Raw genomic sequence first — 16,957 nt, forward strand, 5'->3', positions numbered from 1 at the left:
CAGTCACTGCCAAGGCTCAGGCAACAATTCCGATGGACCGAATAATCCAGGGCGCCCACCTCTACGACAGAACGCGGCGCTGGGTCACCGGCACCAACGGTGAAAAAATCTTCATCGAGCGACCGATCCCGCCGGCTGACGAGGTTGAACTGACCGACATCGACCTTAGCAATCCTTTCCTCTATCGTCAGGGTCGCTGGAAGTCCTATTACGAGCGCCTACGCAACGAGGCTCCCGTGCACTATCAGGCCCACAGCGCGTTCGGCCCGTTCTGGTCGGTGACGCGGCATGCCGACATCGTGGCCGTCGACAAGAACCACGAGGTCTTCTCCTCCGAGCCGTTCATCGTCATCGGGAGCCCGCCGCGCTTCCTCGACATTGCGATGTTCATCGCGATGGACCCCCCAAAACACGACCGGCAACGGCAGGCTGTCCAGGGTGTGGTCGCACCGAAGAACCTGCGTGAGATGGAGGGCCTCATCCGCGAGCGGGTGGTAGACGTGCTCGACGCTCTGCCGCTTGGCGAACCGTTCAACTGGGTGCAGCACGTCTCGATCGAGCTAACCGCGCGCATGCTGGCCACGCTGCTGGACTTCCCGTTCGAGCAGCGGCGCAAGCTCGTCCAATGGTCCGATCTCGCCACCTCCATGGAGCAAGCCAACGGTGGGCCCTCGGACAACGACGAGATATTTCGCGGCATGGTCGATATGGCTAGAGGTCTCAGCGCTCACTGGCGGGACAAGGCAGCCCGGACAGCTGCCGGAGAGCTGCCCGGCTTCGATCTGATCACCATGTTGCAGAGCGACGAGAGCACCAAGGACCTGATCGATCGCCCGATGGAGTTCTTGGGCAACTTGGTATTGCTGATCGTGGGTGGCAACGATACGACCCGCAATTCCATGAGCGGTGGTGTTCTGGCGCTGAACGAGTTCCCTGACCAGTTTGAGAAGCTGAAGGCGAACCCCGAGCTGATCCCCAACATGGTCTCGGAGATCATCCGGTGGCAAACCCCGCTCGCGCATATGCGCCGGATCGCCAAGGCCGACACTGTGCTCAACGGGCAGTTCATCCGCAAGGGCGACAAGGTCCTGATGTGGTACGCCTCGGGCAACCGCGACGAGCGCGTGTTCGATCGGCCCGATGACCTGATTATCGATCGGGCCAACGCCCGTAACCACATCTCCTTCGGTTTCGGCGTGCACCGCTGTATGGGTAACCGGCTGGCCGAGATGCAGTTGCGGATCCTGTGGGAGGAGCTGCTTCCGCGGTTCGAGAACATCGAGGTCGTCGGTGAGCCCGAGTACGTGCAGTCCAACTTCGTGAGGGGGATCAGTAAGCTGATGGTCCGCCTCACCCCGAAAGGTGGCGCATGACCGTGCAGCGAGCGGTCATCGCGGGGGCCAGCCACGCGGGCACCCAGCTCGCCGCCAGTCTTCGCCGAGAAGGGTGGGACGGCGAAATCGTCCTCGTCGGCGATGAGTCGGCGTTGCCCTACCAGCGGCCCCCGCTGTCCAAGTCGTACCTGGCCGACAAATGCGAACTGGCCGAACTCGCGATCCGCAACTCGGATTTCTACGCCAAGCAGCGGATCCGACTCCTGGATGCGACGGTGGCGGCGGTCGACCGCTCGGCTGGTCATGTCGTGCTGAGTACCGGCGACGCACTGCCCTACGACAAGCTCGCGCTGTGCACTGGCGCCCGGCCTCGTCGGCTCCCCACCCCGGGAGCGGACCTGGCCGGAGTCTTCTACCTACGCACCGCCGCGGACGGCGAGATGATCCGAGAGGCCGCCGGCCCCGGGCGTCGGGCGGTGATCGTCGGCGGCGGCTACATCGGACTGGAGACAGCCGCCTCGTTGCGTGCACTGGGTCTGGAGGTCACCCTGCTCGAGGCGACCGGGCGCGTCCTTGAACGGGTCACCGCCCCGGAGGTATCGGAGTTCTTCGACCGGATCCACCGGGAGGAGGGCGTCAACATCCGGACGGGCACGCTGGTCGAGGCTCTGTCCGGCGACGGCAGGGTCCGCGAAGTAATCCTGGCCGGTGGCGAATCAATTCCCGCCGACCTCGTCATTGTCGGCATCGGCGTGGAGCCGAACACCGAGCTCGCCGCCACCGCGGGCCTGGTCGTCGACAACGGCGTCGTGATCGACGATCAGGCCCGGACTAGCGACCCCGACATCGTGGCCGCCGGGGACTGCGCCAGCCACGACATGGCCCGTTACGGCCGTCGCATCCGCCTGGAGTCCGTGCCGAGCGCGGCCGAGCAGGCCAAGGTCGCCGCCGCGACCGTCTGTGGGAAGTCCAAGAAGATAGCGGCCCTTCCATGGTTCTGGTCAGATCAATACGACCTCAAGCTCCAGATCGCCGGTCTCAACACCGGGTACGACGAGGTCGTCCTCAGCGGCGACCCGACCCGGGAGCGCGACTTCACCTGCTTCTACCTCCGTGCCGGCGAGCTTCTTGCCGCCGACTGCATCAACCGTCCCCGCGACTTCATGTTCAGCAAGCGGGTCATCACGCAGCAAGTCGCCGTCGAACGGGCCGAACTGGTGCTCGCCGGCTCGGACTGAGGTGCCGGCGGTGCGTAGGCGGTGGGAACGACGACGGCGGATGCGACGCGTGTCTTGGAGAGGTACTTCAGTGACAATTGCCATCCAGCCCCGCTGGCAAAGGAACGCTAGCGGCTGCCCGGCGGTCGCCTTGGCGCAGCGCATCAGGACCTAGTGGGGTTTCCCAACGAGCATGACGATTCTTTCCGGAGGAGCAGCGTCAGAAGTCGGTGCCTGTTCTGTTCTGTTCTGTTCTGACAATGAGGTTAGTTGAGGTTGACGGTGGCGGTATTTAGGGACGAGGACGAGGTCTATGCCTTCCTGGGCGGGATCTTTCGGCGGGGTTTGGAGAAGGAGGGTCTGGCGGACAAGCTCGCGAATTCGGGTGTGGTGTTGCGGGTGCATTACACAGATCCGGATGCGGTTGTGACGGTGGACATGCCGAACAAGGTGGTGGAGACCGGAGCGGCCAGTACCGCGGTGCCCAACGTGGAGTTGTTCATGTCGGCAGACACGGGGAACAAGTTCTGGTTGGGGAAGGTGAACTTGACGATGGCGATGGCCAAGGGAACGGTACGTGCGAAAGGTCCGGTGCCGAAGTTGATCAAGTTGATCCCGCAGGCCAAGAACCTGTTCCCCGAGTACCGGTTGATGCTGGAGAGCCAGAATCGGCAGGACCTCATCGATGCGTGACCCTCGCCTCACCGCGGGCTGTAGGGCGGGTGTGCGATGAGGAGCACGATGCAGGACGTTGCGTTGACTGTGCCCGCGATCGTGGCCCATGCTTCGGCAGTCCATGGCGATCGCGAGGTGCTGACTGCGCGCGGACCCCGGCAGATCTCTGGGGTGTCCTATCGCGAGGTGGGTGAGCGTGCGGCACGGTTGGCAAATGCTTTGCGCCAGATCGGCATCCGTGGAGATGAGCGTGTCGCGACGCTGCAATGGAGCAACCAGGAGCATCTGGACTGTTACGCGGCGGTGCCGTCGATGGGCGCGGTGCTGCATACGTTGAACCTGCGGCTGCCGCCGGAACAGCTGACGTGGATCGCCAATCATGCCGAGGATCGGGTGATCATCGTCGACAGTACGGTGCTTGCCCTTTTGGCGGCGGCGTTGCCGTCGATGACCTCGGTGCGCACGGTGCTAGTGACCGGAACCGGCGATCTTGCCGCGGTCGAGGGGTGCGGAAAGGACGTCCTACGGTACGACGATGTGGTGGCCGCCCAGTCGAGTACGTTCGAGTGGCCCGATGTCGATGAGCGGTCGGCTGCAGCGATGTGCTATACGAGCGGTACCACCGGGCACCCGAAAGGTGTTGTCTACAGCCATCGTTCGACGTGGTTGCACTCTCAGGCGGCGTGCACCTCGAATGCCTTGGGCATCGGTCATGACGACACGGTGTTGGCGATCGTTCCGATGTTCCACGCCAACGCGTGGGGGTTGCCGTATGCGGCGATGATGGCCGGCGCGCAGCTTCTGCTGCCTGACCGTTTCCTGCAGGCGGGGCCTTTGGTGGAGATGATCGAGGCGGTGCGGCCGACGATGGCGGGGGCGGTGCCGACAATCTGGACCGATGTTCTGCATTACTTGCGCGACAATCCTGGCCATGACGTGAGTTCGCTGAAGATGGTGGCCTGCGGTGGTTCGGCGGTTCCGCGGTCGTTGATGACCGCCTATGACGAGCTGGGCATCCGCATTGTGCAGGCTTGGGGGATGACTGAGACTTCCCCGCTGGCCTCGGTCGCTCTGCCGCGGAGTTCTGATACCCCGGAGAGGTCGCTTCACCTGCGCGCAACCCAAGGCCGGGTGGTGGCCGGTGTGCAGGCCCGCATCGTCGATGACAGCGGTGCAGAACAACCGTGGGACGGAAAATCGGTGGGGGAGATTCAAGTCCGCGGCCCGTGGATCACTCAGTCGTATTACGAGAATGACAGTCCGGCGGCGTCGCCGGACGGGTGGTTGCGTACCGGGGACGTCGGGACGATCAGCGCGGACGCGCTCATCGCGCTGACCGACCGCTCCAAGGATGTCATCAAGTCCGGGGGCGAATGGATCTCCTCGGTGGAATTGGAGAACGAGTTGGCCGCTCACCCTGCGGTGCGCACCGCCACGGTGATTGGAGTGCCCGACGACAAGTGGCAGGAACGGCCGCTGGCGGTGGTCGTCCTGGCTGCCGACCGCACCGCCACCGCGGCGGAGCTGACCGAATTTCTGCGTGCGCGGGTGGCCAAGTGGTGGCTACCGGAACGGTGGGCGTTCGTCACCGACATTCCGCTGACTTCCACTGGCAAGTTCGACAAGAAGAAGCTGCGCCGCCAGTTCGCCGACGGTGACCTCATCATCGAGACGCTGGCGTGAATCATCAATCCACTGCGACCGAAACACTGACGTTAAGGAGACACACATGAAGACACGTGCTGCAGTGCTGTGGGGCCTAGGAGAAAAGTGGGAAGTCGAGGACATCGAGTTGGATCCTCCCGGCCCCGATGAAGTGCTCGTCCAGCTGACCGCGACCGGGTTGTGCCATTCCGACGAACACCTCGTGACCGGCGACCTGCCCATTCCGCTGCCCGTCGTCGGTGGCCACGAGGGTGCCGGCACCGTGGTCGAAGTGGGTGCGGGTGTCGAGAACGTCGCCGAGGGCGATTCGGTGATCCTGACGTTCCTGCCGTCGTGCGGGCACTGTTCCTATTGCGCGCGGGGGATGGGGAACATGTGCGACTTGGGTGCCGCGCTCATGATGGGACCCCAGATCGACGGCACTTACCGTTTCCATGCCAGGGGTGAGGACGTCGGCCAGATGTGCCTGCTGGGCACGTTCTCGGAATACACCGTGGTCCCCAAGGCGTCTCTGGTCAAAATCGACCAGGGGACACCGCTGGACAAGGCGGCGTTGATCGGGTGTGGTGTGACGACCGGGTACGGGTCGGCGGTGCGCACCGGTGAGGTGCGTGCCGGGGATACCGTGGCGGTGATCGGAGCCGGTGGCATCGGCATGAATGCGATTCAGGGTGCCCGCATCGCGGGCGCGTTGAACATCGTGGCTGTCGATCCGGTGGCGTTCAAGCGTGAACAAGCCGGCGGTTTCGGTGCGACGCATGCCGTTGCCACGATCGACGAGGCCTGGTCACTGATCAGTGACATCACCCGCGGCAAACTCGCCGATGTCTGCGTCTTGACCACCGATGTCGCCGAAGGGTCCTACATCGGCGAGGCGCTGTCCTTGGTCGGTAAACGCGGCCGTGTGGTCGTTACCGCGATCGGGCACCCCGAAGACACCTCGATGTCGGGTTCACTGCTGGAATTGACGCTGTATGAAAAGCAGATCCGCGGCGCTCTGTACGGTTCTTCGAACGCCGCCCACGACATCCCGCGGCTCGTCGAGCTCTACAACGCCGGACACCTCAAGCTGGATGAGCTGATCACCCGTGAGTACACCCTCGATCAGATCAACGAAGGCTACGCGGATATGCGATCGGGCCGCAACATCCGAGGACTCATCCGATTCTGATAAAGCAGCCGAAGCGCGGGAGCGCGACCACGGGAGCAAGCGAGCTGAGTACAACGGTTGAGTGCTGCGCGTCTGTGGCTCTTACCGTTGACGTGTTGATGCAGGACTAGCGATCGAAAGTCAATGTGCCCCATCGCCATAGGCTGTCGAGATGCGCGGCTGAGGTTGGCTGCGGTCACGCGTGTTGGTGTTGGCACCTACTGTCAGCCGGGAAGCCGTGATGAAACGTAGCTTTTGACGAGTCTCAACAGTGCTACTGACAAGGAAGGAAGCGGCGATGACGAGGATTCAAGTTCCCTATCCCCATAGGAGGGGAGGGCACTGTGGTTCCGGTGCGCTTCGTGACCTTACTGAATGGGCCCAACTCGGATGGGGGACAGAAGCACTCAGTGAAGGATTGGTCTTCACCCTCGGCGGAGTCTTGGACTTCTCGTACGTCCGCTCTACGCAGTTGTTCCCCCAGGTGTACCTGGTAGGACGAGGAAGCGACCTGGAACAGGATTACCTCTCCCGGGTTGGCGCAAAGTTCGTCGTGCGATCGACCGATGACCCGGACGTGGGATGGGCATTTGTGACCGACGAAATCGACAAAGGTCGACCCGTCATGGTCTGGGCTGACATCGGCGAACTTCCTTACCTGCGCGTCCGATTGCACATGAGCCGTCACGACATTGTCATCACCGGATACGATGACGAACAACGGGTCGCCTATGTGGTCGATAATGACCGCGAGACAACCCAGACGGTGGCCTACGACGACCTACGCCGGGCGCGGTCCTCGGTCGGGTTTCCCACACCTACCCGGCACACCACATATCACGTCGACTGGCCAGAGCGAGTGCCAGACCTTGGGCCGATCGCGGCCGCTGCACTCGCCGCGAGCGCAGCGTTCATGCGCGGCGGTGCCGTAGGTGCGCCGCTACTGCGCATCGAGGCAGCTGAAGTCGAATCTTCCGGTTTGAAGGGTGTGCAGGACTTCGCCGATGACGTAGGGCATTGGCCAACGCTGTTCGATGACGATGCCCTGACCGCGGCATTGTTCGGGCTCGGGGCGTTCATCGAGAAAGCCGGTACCGGCGGCGGGCTCTTTCGTACGCTGCAGGCAGACGGTTGCCAGAACATCGCCGATCTCCTAGATGACGCCGCCACTGCCGAAGCGGCTGCCGCGGCCCGACATGCTTCCAAAGCGTGGTCTACGCTTGCGGCCGCAGCCACGGATGCCGGCACATCGCTACGGAGTCGTAGTCTAGCTGCGGCCAAAGTCGCCGCGACGATCCCGGACGCCGAAACGCGCCTCGTCGAAGCCCTCGAAACGGCCAGTCGATCCGTTGGCACTGTCGATACCGGCATCGAAGCTCATCTGAAAGGCTATCTGTGAGTGGCACTTCAAATCAATCGAGTTTCCTGAAGACTACTGGTTTCTCGATTGGCAGCATGACGATGTTCAGCGCTTCGCCCAGAACGCGGTCGGTGACGTTCGTGACCCTTGTGCAGAAGGCGAGGTTGACCGTCACCGCTGTGGGGGACAGGATTTGGTATGACCCCTATAGCACCGACGACGACCCCGAGCATTATCGGGCGAGCTATGCGGCGACAGCGTCGAGGGCGTATTGCGGGGCAGGACCAAATGGCTGATAGTGACGGAACTGGAAGGTGTACCGCAGCGATGATCTCGGCGGGCTAACGAGTCCTTTACATACTGTCTTCGGGCGATCAGCCCAGCCGACGTCGGCGCAGTTCTTCAGTCGCATGGTGGTCCATGCACTGCGTGGTCCTATTTAGGAGGATTTCGTCATCGACGAGCAAGCGGAAGAAGATTCGGCCATCGCGTGGTGGCATAACTTTCAGAATCGTGTTATCGCCGCCGACGGCGACTACCTCGATGCGCACCATCCGTGGTGCCTTGGTTGCGGCACAGACAATCCGCACGGTCATCGCCTGCGAGCGCGTCGGCGTGGCGACGGGGTGGGCGCCAGGCATATCTTCGACGGCCGACATCGCGGCGCACCCGGGATCGCACATGGCGGCGCAGTCATGACGGTTCTTGACGACACGGTGGGCATGCTGCTCTACGTCGTCGGTGAGATGGCCGTCACCCGTAAGCTCGACACCGAGTTCTTCGCGCCGGTATTGCTGGGGGTTCCCTACGAGGTCAGCGCGGAGCTCGTGTCCAGAACCGGCCGGAAACTCGAAGTGCGGACAGAATTGCGCGAGGAAGCCACCGGCCAGCTGGTCGCGTCCGCGTCCGGGTTATTCGTCGTCGTCACGCTGGATCACTTCACTAGCTCCATACAGAAGGCGTCGTCAATACGCTGCACTGCGCGACCACCCTGGGAAGGATGACTCAACCCGTAAATCTGCTCATTTTTCAACCGGCGCAGGCTGCTCAGGATTGAACCGGGGCCGACAGGGGGTTTGCTAAGCAAACGCGTACTCGACCACATCGTGGTGTACCAGCCTTCGGTAGCGTGACGCCGCAGCGTGTCGGCGAAAATACCGCCGGTCTCATCTGTTGTGGCCCGCCGGGGAGTTGATATCGACCTGGATGTGCGAAGCGGCCGGGTCAGGTTTCTGGCCGAGGGTATACAGGCCAAGACTGCCGAGAAAACCCGCACAATGCTCGATAAGCACTTCGGTCGATAGGTTTAGTTGTCCGTCTATCCAGCGACGGAGAATCTCGAACAGGCCCCCGACACCGTAGGTAGCGGCGAGATCTGCGACCTGAATCACCTCGCTGGGTATATCGAGATGCAGGCGGGCCTCTCTGAGGACGAGCTCCGCAAATTCGGACATCAGTTCGCTTCGCAGCTGCCGAAGCAGGGGTTCAGCGCCCGATTCGACAAACAATATGCGGGCCATGCTGGGATCGTTCTCGATCATCTGAACCAGGGCCTTTATCGGAGCGTAAGCGAGTTCTTGAGGAGCAACGGTGTCATCCGGTATCGCCTTGGTGATCACGGCTTGGAAGGTGGTGGAGATCTTGGTGAACATCGCACGCAGGAGCGCGTCTCTGTCGCGAAACTGCTGGTAGAAGTACCGGCTCGTCACTCCTGACTCCGTACACACAGCGGTCACGGTGCACGCGGCGGCTCCCTGCTTGCCCATGAGCGCGACCGCGGCGTCAATCAGCAGTGCGCGGCGCTGCGCATCGCGTTGAGTTGCGGACAGCCCGCCATAAACACGTGCTGGACTCATGCCCTACATTCTGGCAGTCTCATGTGACAAGGCCTAAAGTCAGATCACGCAACGGAGGAAGGACCCCGTCAAGATGCCGGAAGATCGAGCCTCGACCAAGAGCCGTGTATTGCCAAAACCCCGGCGCGTTCGTTTCCCCATGCCCACCTCCACGAAGCGGCGACACTTCGTGGATGGCGACCTGGTGATGAGCCATTTCATCTCGGTGCTTTCTGCGACCTTCCCGGAAGGGGAAGACTTCTTCATCCGCTCGGTCAAGTATTTCCAGAGTTCCATCGACGATCCCCAATTGCTGACAGCGGTCAAGGGTTTCATCGGGCAAGAGGCCACACACCGACACCAGCATCGGCTCCTCAACGAACGGCTCCAGGCCATGGGTTATCCGACCGCGCGGATCGACCGCCACGTCGCACGCCTGATCAAGCGATTGGAGCGGCGCTTTTCGCCAGAAATGCGGCTGTCGATGACCTCTGCATTGGAGCACTACACCGCGACGCTCGCTGAAATCATTCTCACCAGCGATGACGCGCAGAAGCTCATCGGACAGACAGAGGTTCGACCGATTCTGCTGTGGCATGCGTTCGAGGAGTCGGAGCACAAAGCCGTCGCCTTCGACGCCTATCGGCTGATTGGAGGCACCGAGCGCACCCGCGTACGGGGCATGCGGATCGCCTCTGCAATTCTGTTCGGCGAACTCATTCTGCAGACTGCGCTTTCGATGGCCTCTGACAAGGCCTCGTATAACCCGGTCACGTTGGTGCGTAGCCTACATCGCTTCAGTCGCACCCCGATGTTCACCGCCGATGCGCTGCAGCGATTCCGTTCGTACAACCGCCCCGGCTTCCACCCTGATGATTGGGACAGTGCCGCGGTCCTGGAGCGATGGAGCAAGGAACTGTTCGACCAAGACGGCTCACAGAAGGTCATCGCTCAGCCTGGGTAGCAAAAGTGCGTGAGGAGGGCGACGCAGAAAGACACTGTTTCTGCGTCGTTCCTCCAAACAAACGACAGCGCGCCTGTCGTCACGGATTGGATGCCCGGTGGCGGGTCAAGGCGACAGTCATACAGACAAATGCAGTCGGCCTCGAAACTCACGGAAAGGTTAAGCCTCAGCCGCTGACGACGTAGCGTTGAGCCAAGGTTTCAGCCAGTCGGCTAGTGTGCGCGACCACTTCCTTTTCGGTCACCGCAAGCAAACCGGAGTGCCAGGCCGTGATGACTTCGACGAACCCCCCCACCGCAACCAAAGTGTCCATACGAAGGGCCGTCTCGTCGGCGTCTTCTCTGAGATGTGGCCGGCTTGCCTCGACGACCAACTGCGTTGCCTCCTGCAGCGCCACAGCGCGGCGATCTTGCAGCGGTGAGCTACCTACATGCTGAGCGAGGAGGATGTGCGCCCGGCCAGGATCGCGTGCGATCCGGTCAACCACGATGGCGATCGCCGCGGTGATGGTTTCGATCGGCGGCCGATCCACACGCTCGTCGAAGAGCGCGGAAACCTCGCCGAGCATGTCATTGCGAACGCCATCCCACGCTGCGACGAGAAGATCCTCGCGCGTCTTGAAGTCCTCGTAGAAGTATCGATCGTTGAGCCCTGTCCGGGCGCAAACGCCGCGCATAGTCACTGCGGCCCAACCGCTCTCACTCCAAATCTCGGTCGCAGCCTCGATCAATTGCTGCCGTCGCTCTGCTCGACGCTCAGCACCGGTCCGACCACCCCAGACCTTGCTTCTCGACCTCACCTCACCATCTTGACAAAACGTCGGGCTCACGCCCAAACTGGTGGCATGCGACCCCAATGGTGGCTGATGCCCCCAAATGAATATCCTCCCGCACCGGAAATCAGTGTCGCGATCCAAAGGGCAAGCAGATGAGGTTCTTGCCGTTCGGTAATTCACCAGGTAGAACCCACCGCGCCCACGCAGTAGTCACAGGCGCAGGGAGCGGTATCGGCCGCGCGTTCGCCGTTGAGCTTGCTCGCAGAGGTGGACGTGTTGTGTGTGCGGACAAAGACCCCATCACTGCGAAGGAGTCGGCCGAGATGGTGAGGCAGGCCGGCGGCGAGGGTTTCGACGTCGTATGCGACGTCACCGAACTTGAGCAGGTCCGTAACCTCGCTGATGCCAGTGAAGACTGGTTCGGCAAGGCGGCGAGTCTGGTGATCAACAACGCCGGAATCGGTGCCGGCGGCAATCGCATCGGCGATACGTCGGTCGAGGACTGGAACGCTGCGATTTCTGTCAACCTTTGGGGTGTTATCTACGGTTGCGAGACTTTTGTTCCTCGCCTCCGGAGCAACGGCCGGGGCGGAGTGATCAATGTGGCGTCCGCCGCAAGTTTCGGCTCGGCGCCCCGAATGGGCGCATACAACGTGAGTAAGGCCGGCGTGCTCGCTCTGTCCGAGACATTGGCGGCCGAACTCAGCGGTACCAACGTCAACGTCACAGTGCTTTGCCCCACCTTCGTCAAGACGAACATCGCCAATAATCCTCAGATTGAGGAGTCGGCGGCGAGACTCGCGACCAACCTGATGAGGTGGACCGGCATTTCGCCGGATCAAGTGGCTCGAACGACTCTGAACGCGCACGATCGCGGACAAATCTATGTCGTGCCCCAACTGGACGCGAAAATTTTGTGGCAACTGAAAAGAGCTTTACCCGGTCCGTTTACGCGCGCGTTGGGGCTGGTGGAGCGCATGGCCTCGTGGAACGATCCAGCCGACCAGAGGGAGCAGTGAAATGGCGTTCGCATATAGCGACATGCTCGAGACGATCAAGAACAAGCAATGGGCTCTCGCCGATATCGATTGGGACGCCCCTGGTGCGGAGTTGATCACCGACGAACAGCGTCCCAAACTCAAGCAATTCATGTCCGACGTGGTGTGGATTGAGCATGTCGGAGCGCGCGCCTTTGCTGCGATGGCCCCGAAGGCGCCCTTCGAAGCGCTCGGAGACATTTACCGTTACTTTCACGCCGAGGAGCAGCGTCACGCCAACGCCGAACTTGCTCTGATGCGTCGCTGGGGCATGATCGAGGAAGGCGAAAAGCCTGTACCGAATAAGAACATCCGTCTCGTGATCGAGTGGCTAGATCGGTACGCTGAGGCTCTTCCCCTGACTGTCATCGGCGCCGCGATTCCCGCACTGGAGACCGCGCTGGACGGGGCCCTGCTGAAATTTCTCCTTGATGAGGTCGACGACCCAATTTGCGGGGAAGTATTCAATAAGGTCAACAGCGACGAATCGCGGCACCTTGCAGTAGGTTTTCAAGTCCTGAATGACCTCGGCGCCAGTCCCATGCGAATCCATGCAATCCAAACGGTCGGCGCTGTGATGGACCCCCGTATTCTCACTGGCGCGTTGCTGTATATACCGCTTCTCACGCGCATGTTGATGAATCTCAACGCGATGGGGCTATCCGAAGAGAAGCTGTACAACGCGGTGACGCGATATGGCAATGTCGGGGACCGCAGTGAGCACACGCGGAGGGTGCCTGGATATCACATCTTGAAGGCCCACATGTCCTCCTCGATCAAGCGGTCCCAACCCCTTCACTTCGTTTCCCAGCGCTTAGGCAATGCGATCGACATCTTCCCCGTGCAAGTACTCGGGCGACCGCCTTCATGGACGGATGAACTGACCTATGAACCGGTCGCTAAATGACGGACACGGTAACGACTTTGATCGTCGGCGCCGGCTTCGCGGGTATCGGTACGGCGATGAGAATGCTTCAAGCGGGCATTAACGACTTTGTCATCTTGGAGCGATCACATCGCATCGGGGGCACCTGGCGTGACAACACTTACCCCGGCGCCGCCTGCGACATTCCGTCATTGCTGTACTCCTACTCGTTCGAGCCGAACCCAGGCTGGACTCGCGCATACTCGGGGAGCGCAGAGATCCTCGCCTATATCGACGCGATTGTCGCGAAATACGATCTTGGGAGGTTCATTCATTTCGGTGCGGACGTGAGTGCACTGGAATTCGACGAGGATGCCGGAGAGTGGGTTGTCGACACGACCGGCGGCAGGCGGTATAGGGGCCGTTCAGTCGTGATGGCTAGCGGACCACTTGCTGACGCCAGTTTCCCGGATATTCGTGGCATCGAGTCGTACGAGGGGAAAAAGATTCACAGTGCTCGGTGGGACCACTCCTATGACATGAGCGGTAAGAGGGTGGCGGTTATCGGGACCGGGGCGAGCGCTGTGCAGATCGTTCCCGAATTGGTCCAGTTGGCGGCGTCGGTCAAGGTGTTTCAGAGGACGCCCGGCTGGGTCCTACCGAGGGTGAATTTCCGGCATCCGGCCTGGGCGCGTTCGACTTTCAAGCGCATGCCGGCAACCGAACAGGCCCTACGAGGTGCGTGGTTCTGGGCGCATGAGGTCATGGCCGTGGGCATGGTTTGGGATACCGCTGCCACATCTGTCATCCAAGCGGCCGCGAAGGCGAATCTGCGTCGGCAGGTGAAGGATACCTGGTTGAGACGTCAGCTAACACCGCAGTTCAGACCTGGGTGCAAACGCATGCTTATGACTAACGACTATTACCCTGCTCTCCAGGCCGATAACTGCAAACTCGTCAGCTGGCCGATCGCCACACTGGCTCCGAACGGAATTCGAACCGCCGACGGCATCGAGCATGAGGTGGACTGCATAGTATTCGCGACAGGCTTCGATGTGTGTAAACGCGGTACGCCATTTCCGATCCGAGGGCGCGACGGACGAAAACTCGAAGACGCGTGGTCTGAGGGGAGATTTGCCTACAAGAGCGTGAGTGTGGCCGGCTATCCGAATTTGTTCTTCACTTTCGGGCCTAATTCCGGTCCTGGCCACAACTCTGCCCTTCTATATATGGAGGCAGCAATCGATTACATCGTAAAAGCGATCGAGCTCTTGCGCGACGAAGGTAACGGAGTCCATACCCTGGATGTGAAAGAGGGTAGCCAAAACGCGTACCACTCCAATATTCAGCGGCGGTTACGACGCACGACATGGAACTCGGGTTGCAGCAGCTGGTATTTAACGGAGGACGGCTATAACGGCACGATGTATCCGGGCTTTGCGACTCAGTTCACCAGGGAACTGTCCCGTCTGGATATGCGGGATTACGACATCACTCGGCGTGACGATGCTGACCTGAAGTTGACACAAACACGCTGAACTGCAGCAGCGGATAGGGTAAACATCAAAGCGCACGTGAGGAAGTAATGGGTTCTGAGTCTGGGCAGCACTACAAAATTGTAATAGTCGGAGCCGGGTTTTCTGGGATTGGTACAGCCATCAGCCTGTTGAAGGCCGGATTTGCGGACTTTCTTATAGTCGATGACGCCGATGGCGTCGGCGGCACATGGCACTGGAATACGTATCCGGGAATAGCGGTCGATATTCCGTCCTATAGTTACCAGTTCTCTTATGAGATGCGAACATCCTGGTCACGTACTTACGCTCACGGGGATGAGTTGAAGGCTTATGCAGAGCGGTGTGTAGAAAAATACGGACTCCAAAATTACATCCGGTTCAACACGACTGTGGACGAAGCCTGTTTCGACGAAGGCGCCGCACTATGGCGGCTGAGCTGCTCCTCTGGTCAGAATCTGACCGCGCGTTTTGTGATAAATTGCTCTGGCGTTCTCAGTCGGCCGAAGTGGCCTGATATTCCAGGAGTGCGCGACTTCGCCGGCGTGACGCTGCATACGGCCAGATGGGACCACACGAAAGATCTCACCGGTAAGCGGGTGGCGGTGATCGGGACTGGGGCATCTGCGGTGCAGCTGATTCCCGAAATCGCGAAGATCGCATCAAGTCTGACGGTCTTCCAGCGAACGCCGATTTACTGCTTGCCGAAGCCGGATTTCTCCATACCGAGCTGGGCCGCGACAGTGATGCGGTTGGTGCCAGGGGCACAACTGATGACGCGCACTGCGAGTCAGGCGTTCGTCGAGTTCACATTTCCAATCGCAGCTCATTTTCACTCGTTGATCCCTGTGTCGGACCTCATGGAAGAGGCGGCGAAACGCTATATGCGTCGGGCGGTCGACGATCCGGTGACTCGAGACCAACTCATTCCTCGCTATTCGTTGGGTTGTAAGCGACCGAGTTTCCACAATTCCTATCTCGCAACGTACAACCGTCGCAATGTTTCGCTCGAGACCAGCGGCATCACCCATGTCGACCATGCCTCGGTTCACACGGAAGATGGCAAGAGTTATCCGATCGATGTCATGGTCTTGGCCACCGGGTTCAAAGTGATGGAGTCGGGCAATATGCCGACTTATGTGCTGAAGGGACGCGGTGGAGTGGAGCAGTCTGCCTGGTGGGATGAGCACCGCCTCCAAGCCTTCGAGGGTGTGAGCGTCCCAGGGTTCCCGAATCACTTCAATATCTTCGGTCCCTATGGTTACAACGGCTCCTCCTACTTCACACTCATCGAGGCGCAAAGTCGGCATATCGTCCGCTGTCTTCGTCGTGCGCGCACGCTGAAGGCTGATTACGTAGAGGTCAGACAGCAGGCGAACGACCGCTACTTCGCTGACATGGTTAACCGCCGACATCGACAGGTTTTCTGGCAGCCGAGCTGTTCCAATGCCAACAGTTACTATTTCGACAAACACGGCGATGTTCCGTTGCGTCCGTCAACGACCCTGGAGACTTACTGGCGTAGCCGCACCTTCCGGCTCTCCGATTACCGATTTGAACGTCGCGCAGAATCCGTGGGCGCACGGTGACCGACACTGATGCGACGGACCGGCGCCCCAGTCTTGCAAGTCATTTCGTGGCAATGACTTCGCGAAACACACTGCGTCCGCTGTCGCAACTCATCCCGTCGAACGCCCACGGCCTCGCGGTGATGGATCGCGTACTCCGGATGGCGCTTGTGGGATCGCGGCCCCGCCGAAGCGTGGCGGTTCGCACAATAGATACCGAGTTCGCCGGGAATCAGATACGCGGGGATTGGATCACTTCTCCTGCAGTCGATCCACACGCGGTTCCGTTGCTCTACATTCATGGCGGCGCCTACTCCATGTGCTCACCGGCTACCCACCGCGGCCTGCTCGGTGAACTTGCCTCCGCGAGCGGTCGGCCCATCTTTGCGGTGAGGTATCGGCTAGCTCCACGCTATCCCTTTCCCGCTGCCGCCGACGATGCACTGAACGCATACCGCTGGCTCGTCACAGGGCAGCCTTCGGCTTCCGGCGAACGCGGTGTTGCGGTGGCCGGGGACTCGGCGGGCGGCCAGCTCACGATGGCCACCGCCCTTGGCGCACGTAGTGACGGACTTCCGCTGCCGGATTCGATGCTTCTCATGTCTCCGGTCCTGGATCTGACATGTGAACTCGCGAGGGCACGCGAACTTCGCCGCCGTGATCCTTTCGCCTCTGCTCGGTCCGCGGCCCGCGCTCTTGACCTGTACGTGGCTGGTGCAGATCACCGCAATGAGCGAATCAGCGTGCTCGACGCAGACCTCAGGTCCATGCCACCGATCCTGATTCAGGTAGGCGGAAGAGAAATGTTGATCGATGACTCGAGGCATCTTGCCGACCGCCTCCGATCGGCCGGATCAAGCGTTGAGATACAGGTGTACCGGGGACAGATCCACGTGTTCCAAGCCATGTTCCGAATCCTGCCCGAGGCTCGTGAGGCGATCCACCGCGCTGGAAACTTCCTGAAAGCTTCGGCCCACCGGTGAAAGTGTTGGGACCGT

The 16,957-nt window shown here is 60.9% G+C and carries 16 protein-coding genes; 13 read left to right on the forward strand and 3 right to left on the reverse strand.

The features are described from left to right. Nucleotides 1–32: 32 nt before the first annotated feature. The 6 genes from AC5Y42_RS15045 to AC5Y42_RS15070 all read left to right on the forward strand — a co-directional run bounded on the left by AC5Y42_RS15045 (nucleotide 33) and on the right by AC5Y42_RS15070 (nucleotide 7,440). The gene (locus AC5Y42_RS15045) at nucleotides 33–1,373 is read left to right on the forward strand and encodes a cytochrome P450 (protein WP_046188902.1); all 1,341 of its coding nucleotides are present in this window, start codon (nucleotides 33–35) and stop codon (nucleotides 1,371–1,373) included. Then, complete coding sequence (locus AC5Y42_RS15050; RefSeq protein ID WP_012394828.1) at nucleotides 1,370–2,572, forward strand: NAD(P)/FAD-dependent oxidoreductase; 1,203 nt, start codon at nucleotides 1,370–1,372, stop codon at nucleotides 2,570–2,572. Before AC5Y42_RS15045 ends, AC5Y42_RS15050 begins: the two co-directional genes overlap by 4 nt. A 261-nt stretch (nucleotides 2,573–2,833) precedes the next feature. Next, nucleotides 2,834–3,244 carry an SCP2 sterol-binding domain-containing protein gene (locus AC5Y42_RS15055; protein WP_016889191.1) on the forward strand — a complete coding sequence of 137 codons (411 nt, stop codon included), beginning with the start codon at nucleotides 2,834–2,836 and terminating at the stop codon, nucleotides 3,242–3,244. 48 nt (nucleotides 3,245–3,292) lie between these two features. Continuing rightward, nucleotides 3,293–4,909, forward strand: coding sequence for a fatty acid--CoA ligase (locus tag AC5Y42_RS15060; protein ID WP_016889190.1), 1,617 nt, complete (start codon nucleotides 3,293–3,295; stop codon nucleotides 4,907–4,909). Between the two features lie 46 nt (nucleotides 4,910–4,955). After that, nucleotides 4,956–6,062 carry an NDMA-dependent alcohol dehydrogenase gene (locus AC5Y42_RS15065; RefSeq protein WP_012394825.1) on the forward strand — a complete coding sequence of 369 codons (1,107 nt, stop codon included), beginning with the start codon at nucleotides 4,956–4,958 and terminating at the stop codon, nucleotides 6,060–6,062. A 277-nt stretch (nucleotides 6,063–6,339) separates the two neighbouring features. Continuing rightward, nucleotides 6,340–7,440 carry a BtrH N-terminal domain-containing protein gene (locus tag AC5Y42_RS15070; RefSeq protein ID WP_042789224.1) on the forward strand — a complete coding sequence of 367 codons (1,101 nt, stop codon included), beginning with the start codon at nucleotides 6,340–6,342 and terminating at the stop codon, nucleotides 7,438–7,440. Nucleotides 7,441–7,775: 335 nt separating this feature from the next. Here the strand turns inward: AC5Y42_RS15070 and AC5Y42_RS15075 are convergent, their stop codons facing one another. Next, a complete protein-coding gene (locus AC5Y42_RS15075) occupies nucleotides 7,776–8,060 on the reverse strand; it encodes a hypothetical protein (protein WP_012394823.1) in 285 nt (94 codons plus the stop codon). Between AC5Y42_RS15075 and AC5Y42_RS15080 the strand changes: the two genes are divergently transcribed. Next, nucleotides 8,028–8,405, forward strand: a complete 378-nt coding sequence (locus AC5Y42_RS15080; RefSeq protein WP_016889187.1) for a PaaI family thioesterase — start codon at nucleotides 8,028–8,030, stop codon at nucleotides 8,403–8,405. The two genes, AC5Y42_RS15075 and AC5Y42_RS15080, sit on opposite strands and share 33 nt — an antisense overlap. A gap of 162 nt (nucleotides 8,406–8,567) precedes the next feature. Here the strand turns inward: AC5Y42_RS15080 and AC5Y42_RS15085 are convergent, their stop codons facing one another. Beyond that, nucleotides 8,568–9,257 (reverse strand): TetR/AcrR family transcriptional regulator, encoded by a 690-nt coding sequence (locus AC5Y42_RS15085; RefSeq protein ID WP_012394821.1) that lies wholly within the window; start codon nucleotides 9,255–9,257, stop codon nucleotides 8,568–8,570. Nucleotides 9,258–9,330: 73 nt separating this feature from the next. Between AC5Y42_RS15085 and AC5Y42_RS15090 the strand changes: the two genes are divergently transcribed. Continuing rightward, nucleotides 9,331–10,200: a metal-dependent hydrolase gene (locus AC5Y42_RS15090; RefSeq protein ID WP_068157895.1), complete on the forward strand. Its 870-nt coding sequence runs from the start codon at nucleotides 9,331–9,333 to the stop codon at nucleotides 10,198–10,200. 166 nt (nucleotides 10,201–10,366) lie between these two features. Here the strand turns inward: AC5Y42_RS15090 and AC5Y42_RS15095 are convergent, their stop codons facing one another. Continuing rightward, complete coding sequence (locus tag AC5Y42_RS15095; RefSeq protein ID WP_095562669.1) at nucleotides 10,367–10,999, reverse strand: TetR/AcrR family transcriptional regulator; 633 nt, start codon at nucleotides 10,997–10,999, stop codon at nucleotides 10,367–10,369. A 128-nt stretch (nucleotides 11,000–11,127) separates the two neighbouring features. Here AC5Y42_RS15095 and AC5Y42_RS15100 point away from each other — a divergent pair, with 128 nt between their 5' ends. From AC5Y42_RS15100 to AC5Y42_RS15120, 5 genes are read left to right on the forward strand one after another with little or no spacing between them, the layout of a single operon-like run. Further along, complete coding sequence (locus AC5Y42_RS15100) at nucleotides 11,128–11,994, forward strand: SDR family NAD(P)-dependent oxidoreductase (protein WP_046285465.1); 867 nt, start codon at nucleotides 11,128–11,130, stop codon at nucleotides 11,992–11,994. A gap of 1 nt (nucleotide 11,995) precedes the next feature. Next, nucleotides 11,996–12,919, forward strand: a complete 924-nt coding sequence (locus tag AC5Y42_RS15105; protein ID WP_046285466.1) for a hypothetical protein — start codon at nucleotides 11,996–11,998, stop codon at nucleotides 12,917–12,919. Then, nucleotides 12,916–14,415 carry a flavin-containing monooxygenase gene (locus AC5Y42_RS15110; protein ID WP_046285467.1) on the forward strand — a complete coding sequence of 500 codons (1,500 nt, stop codon included), beginning with the start codon at nucleotides 12,916–12,918 and terminating at the stop codon, nucleotides 14,413–14,415. The genes AC5Y42_RS15105 and AC5Y42_RS15110 overlap by 4 nt, the downstream gene beginning before the upstream one ends. A 47-nt stretch (nucleotides 14,416–14,462) precedes the next feature. Then, the gene (locus tag AC5Y42_RS15115) at nucleotides 14,463–15,980 is read left to right on the forward strand and encodes a flavin-containing monooxygenase (RefSeq protein WP_046285468.1); all 1,518 of its coding nucleotides are present in this window, start codon (nucleotides 14,463–14,465) and stop codon (nucleotides 15,978–15,980) included. After that, on the forward strand, nucleotides 15,977–16,942 hold the full coding sequence (locus tag AC5Y42_RS15120; protein ID WP_046285469.1) for an alpha/beta hydrolase: 966 nt from the start codon (nucleotides 15,977–15,979) through the stop codon (nucleotides 16,940–16,942). The genes AC5Y42_RS15115 and AC5Y42_RS15120 overlap by 4 nt, the downstream gene beginning before the upstream one ends. The last annotated feature ends 15 nt before the right edge of the window (nucleotides 16,943–16,957 follow it).

It is taken from the genome of Mycobacterium sp. NGS48 (assembly GCF_059812585.1).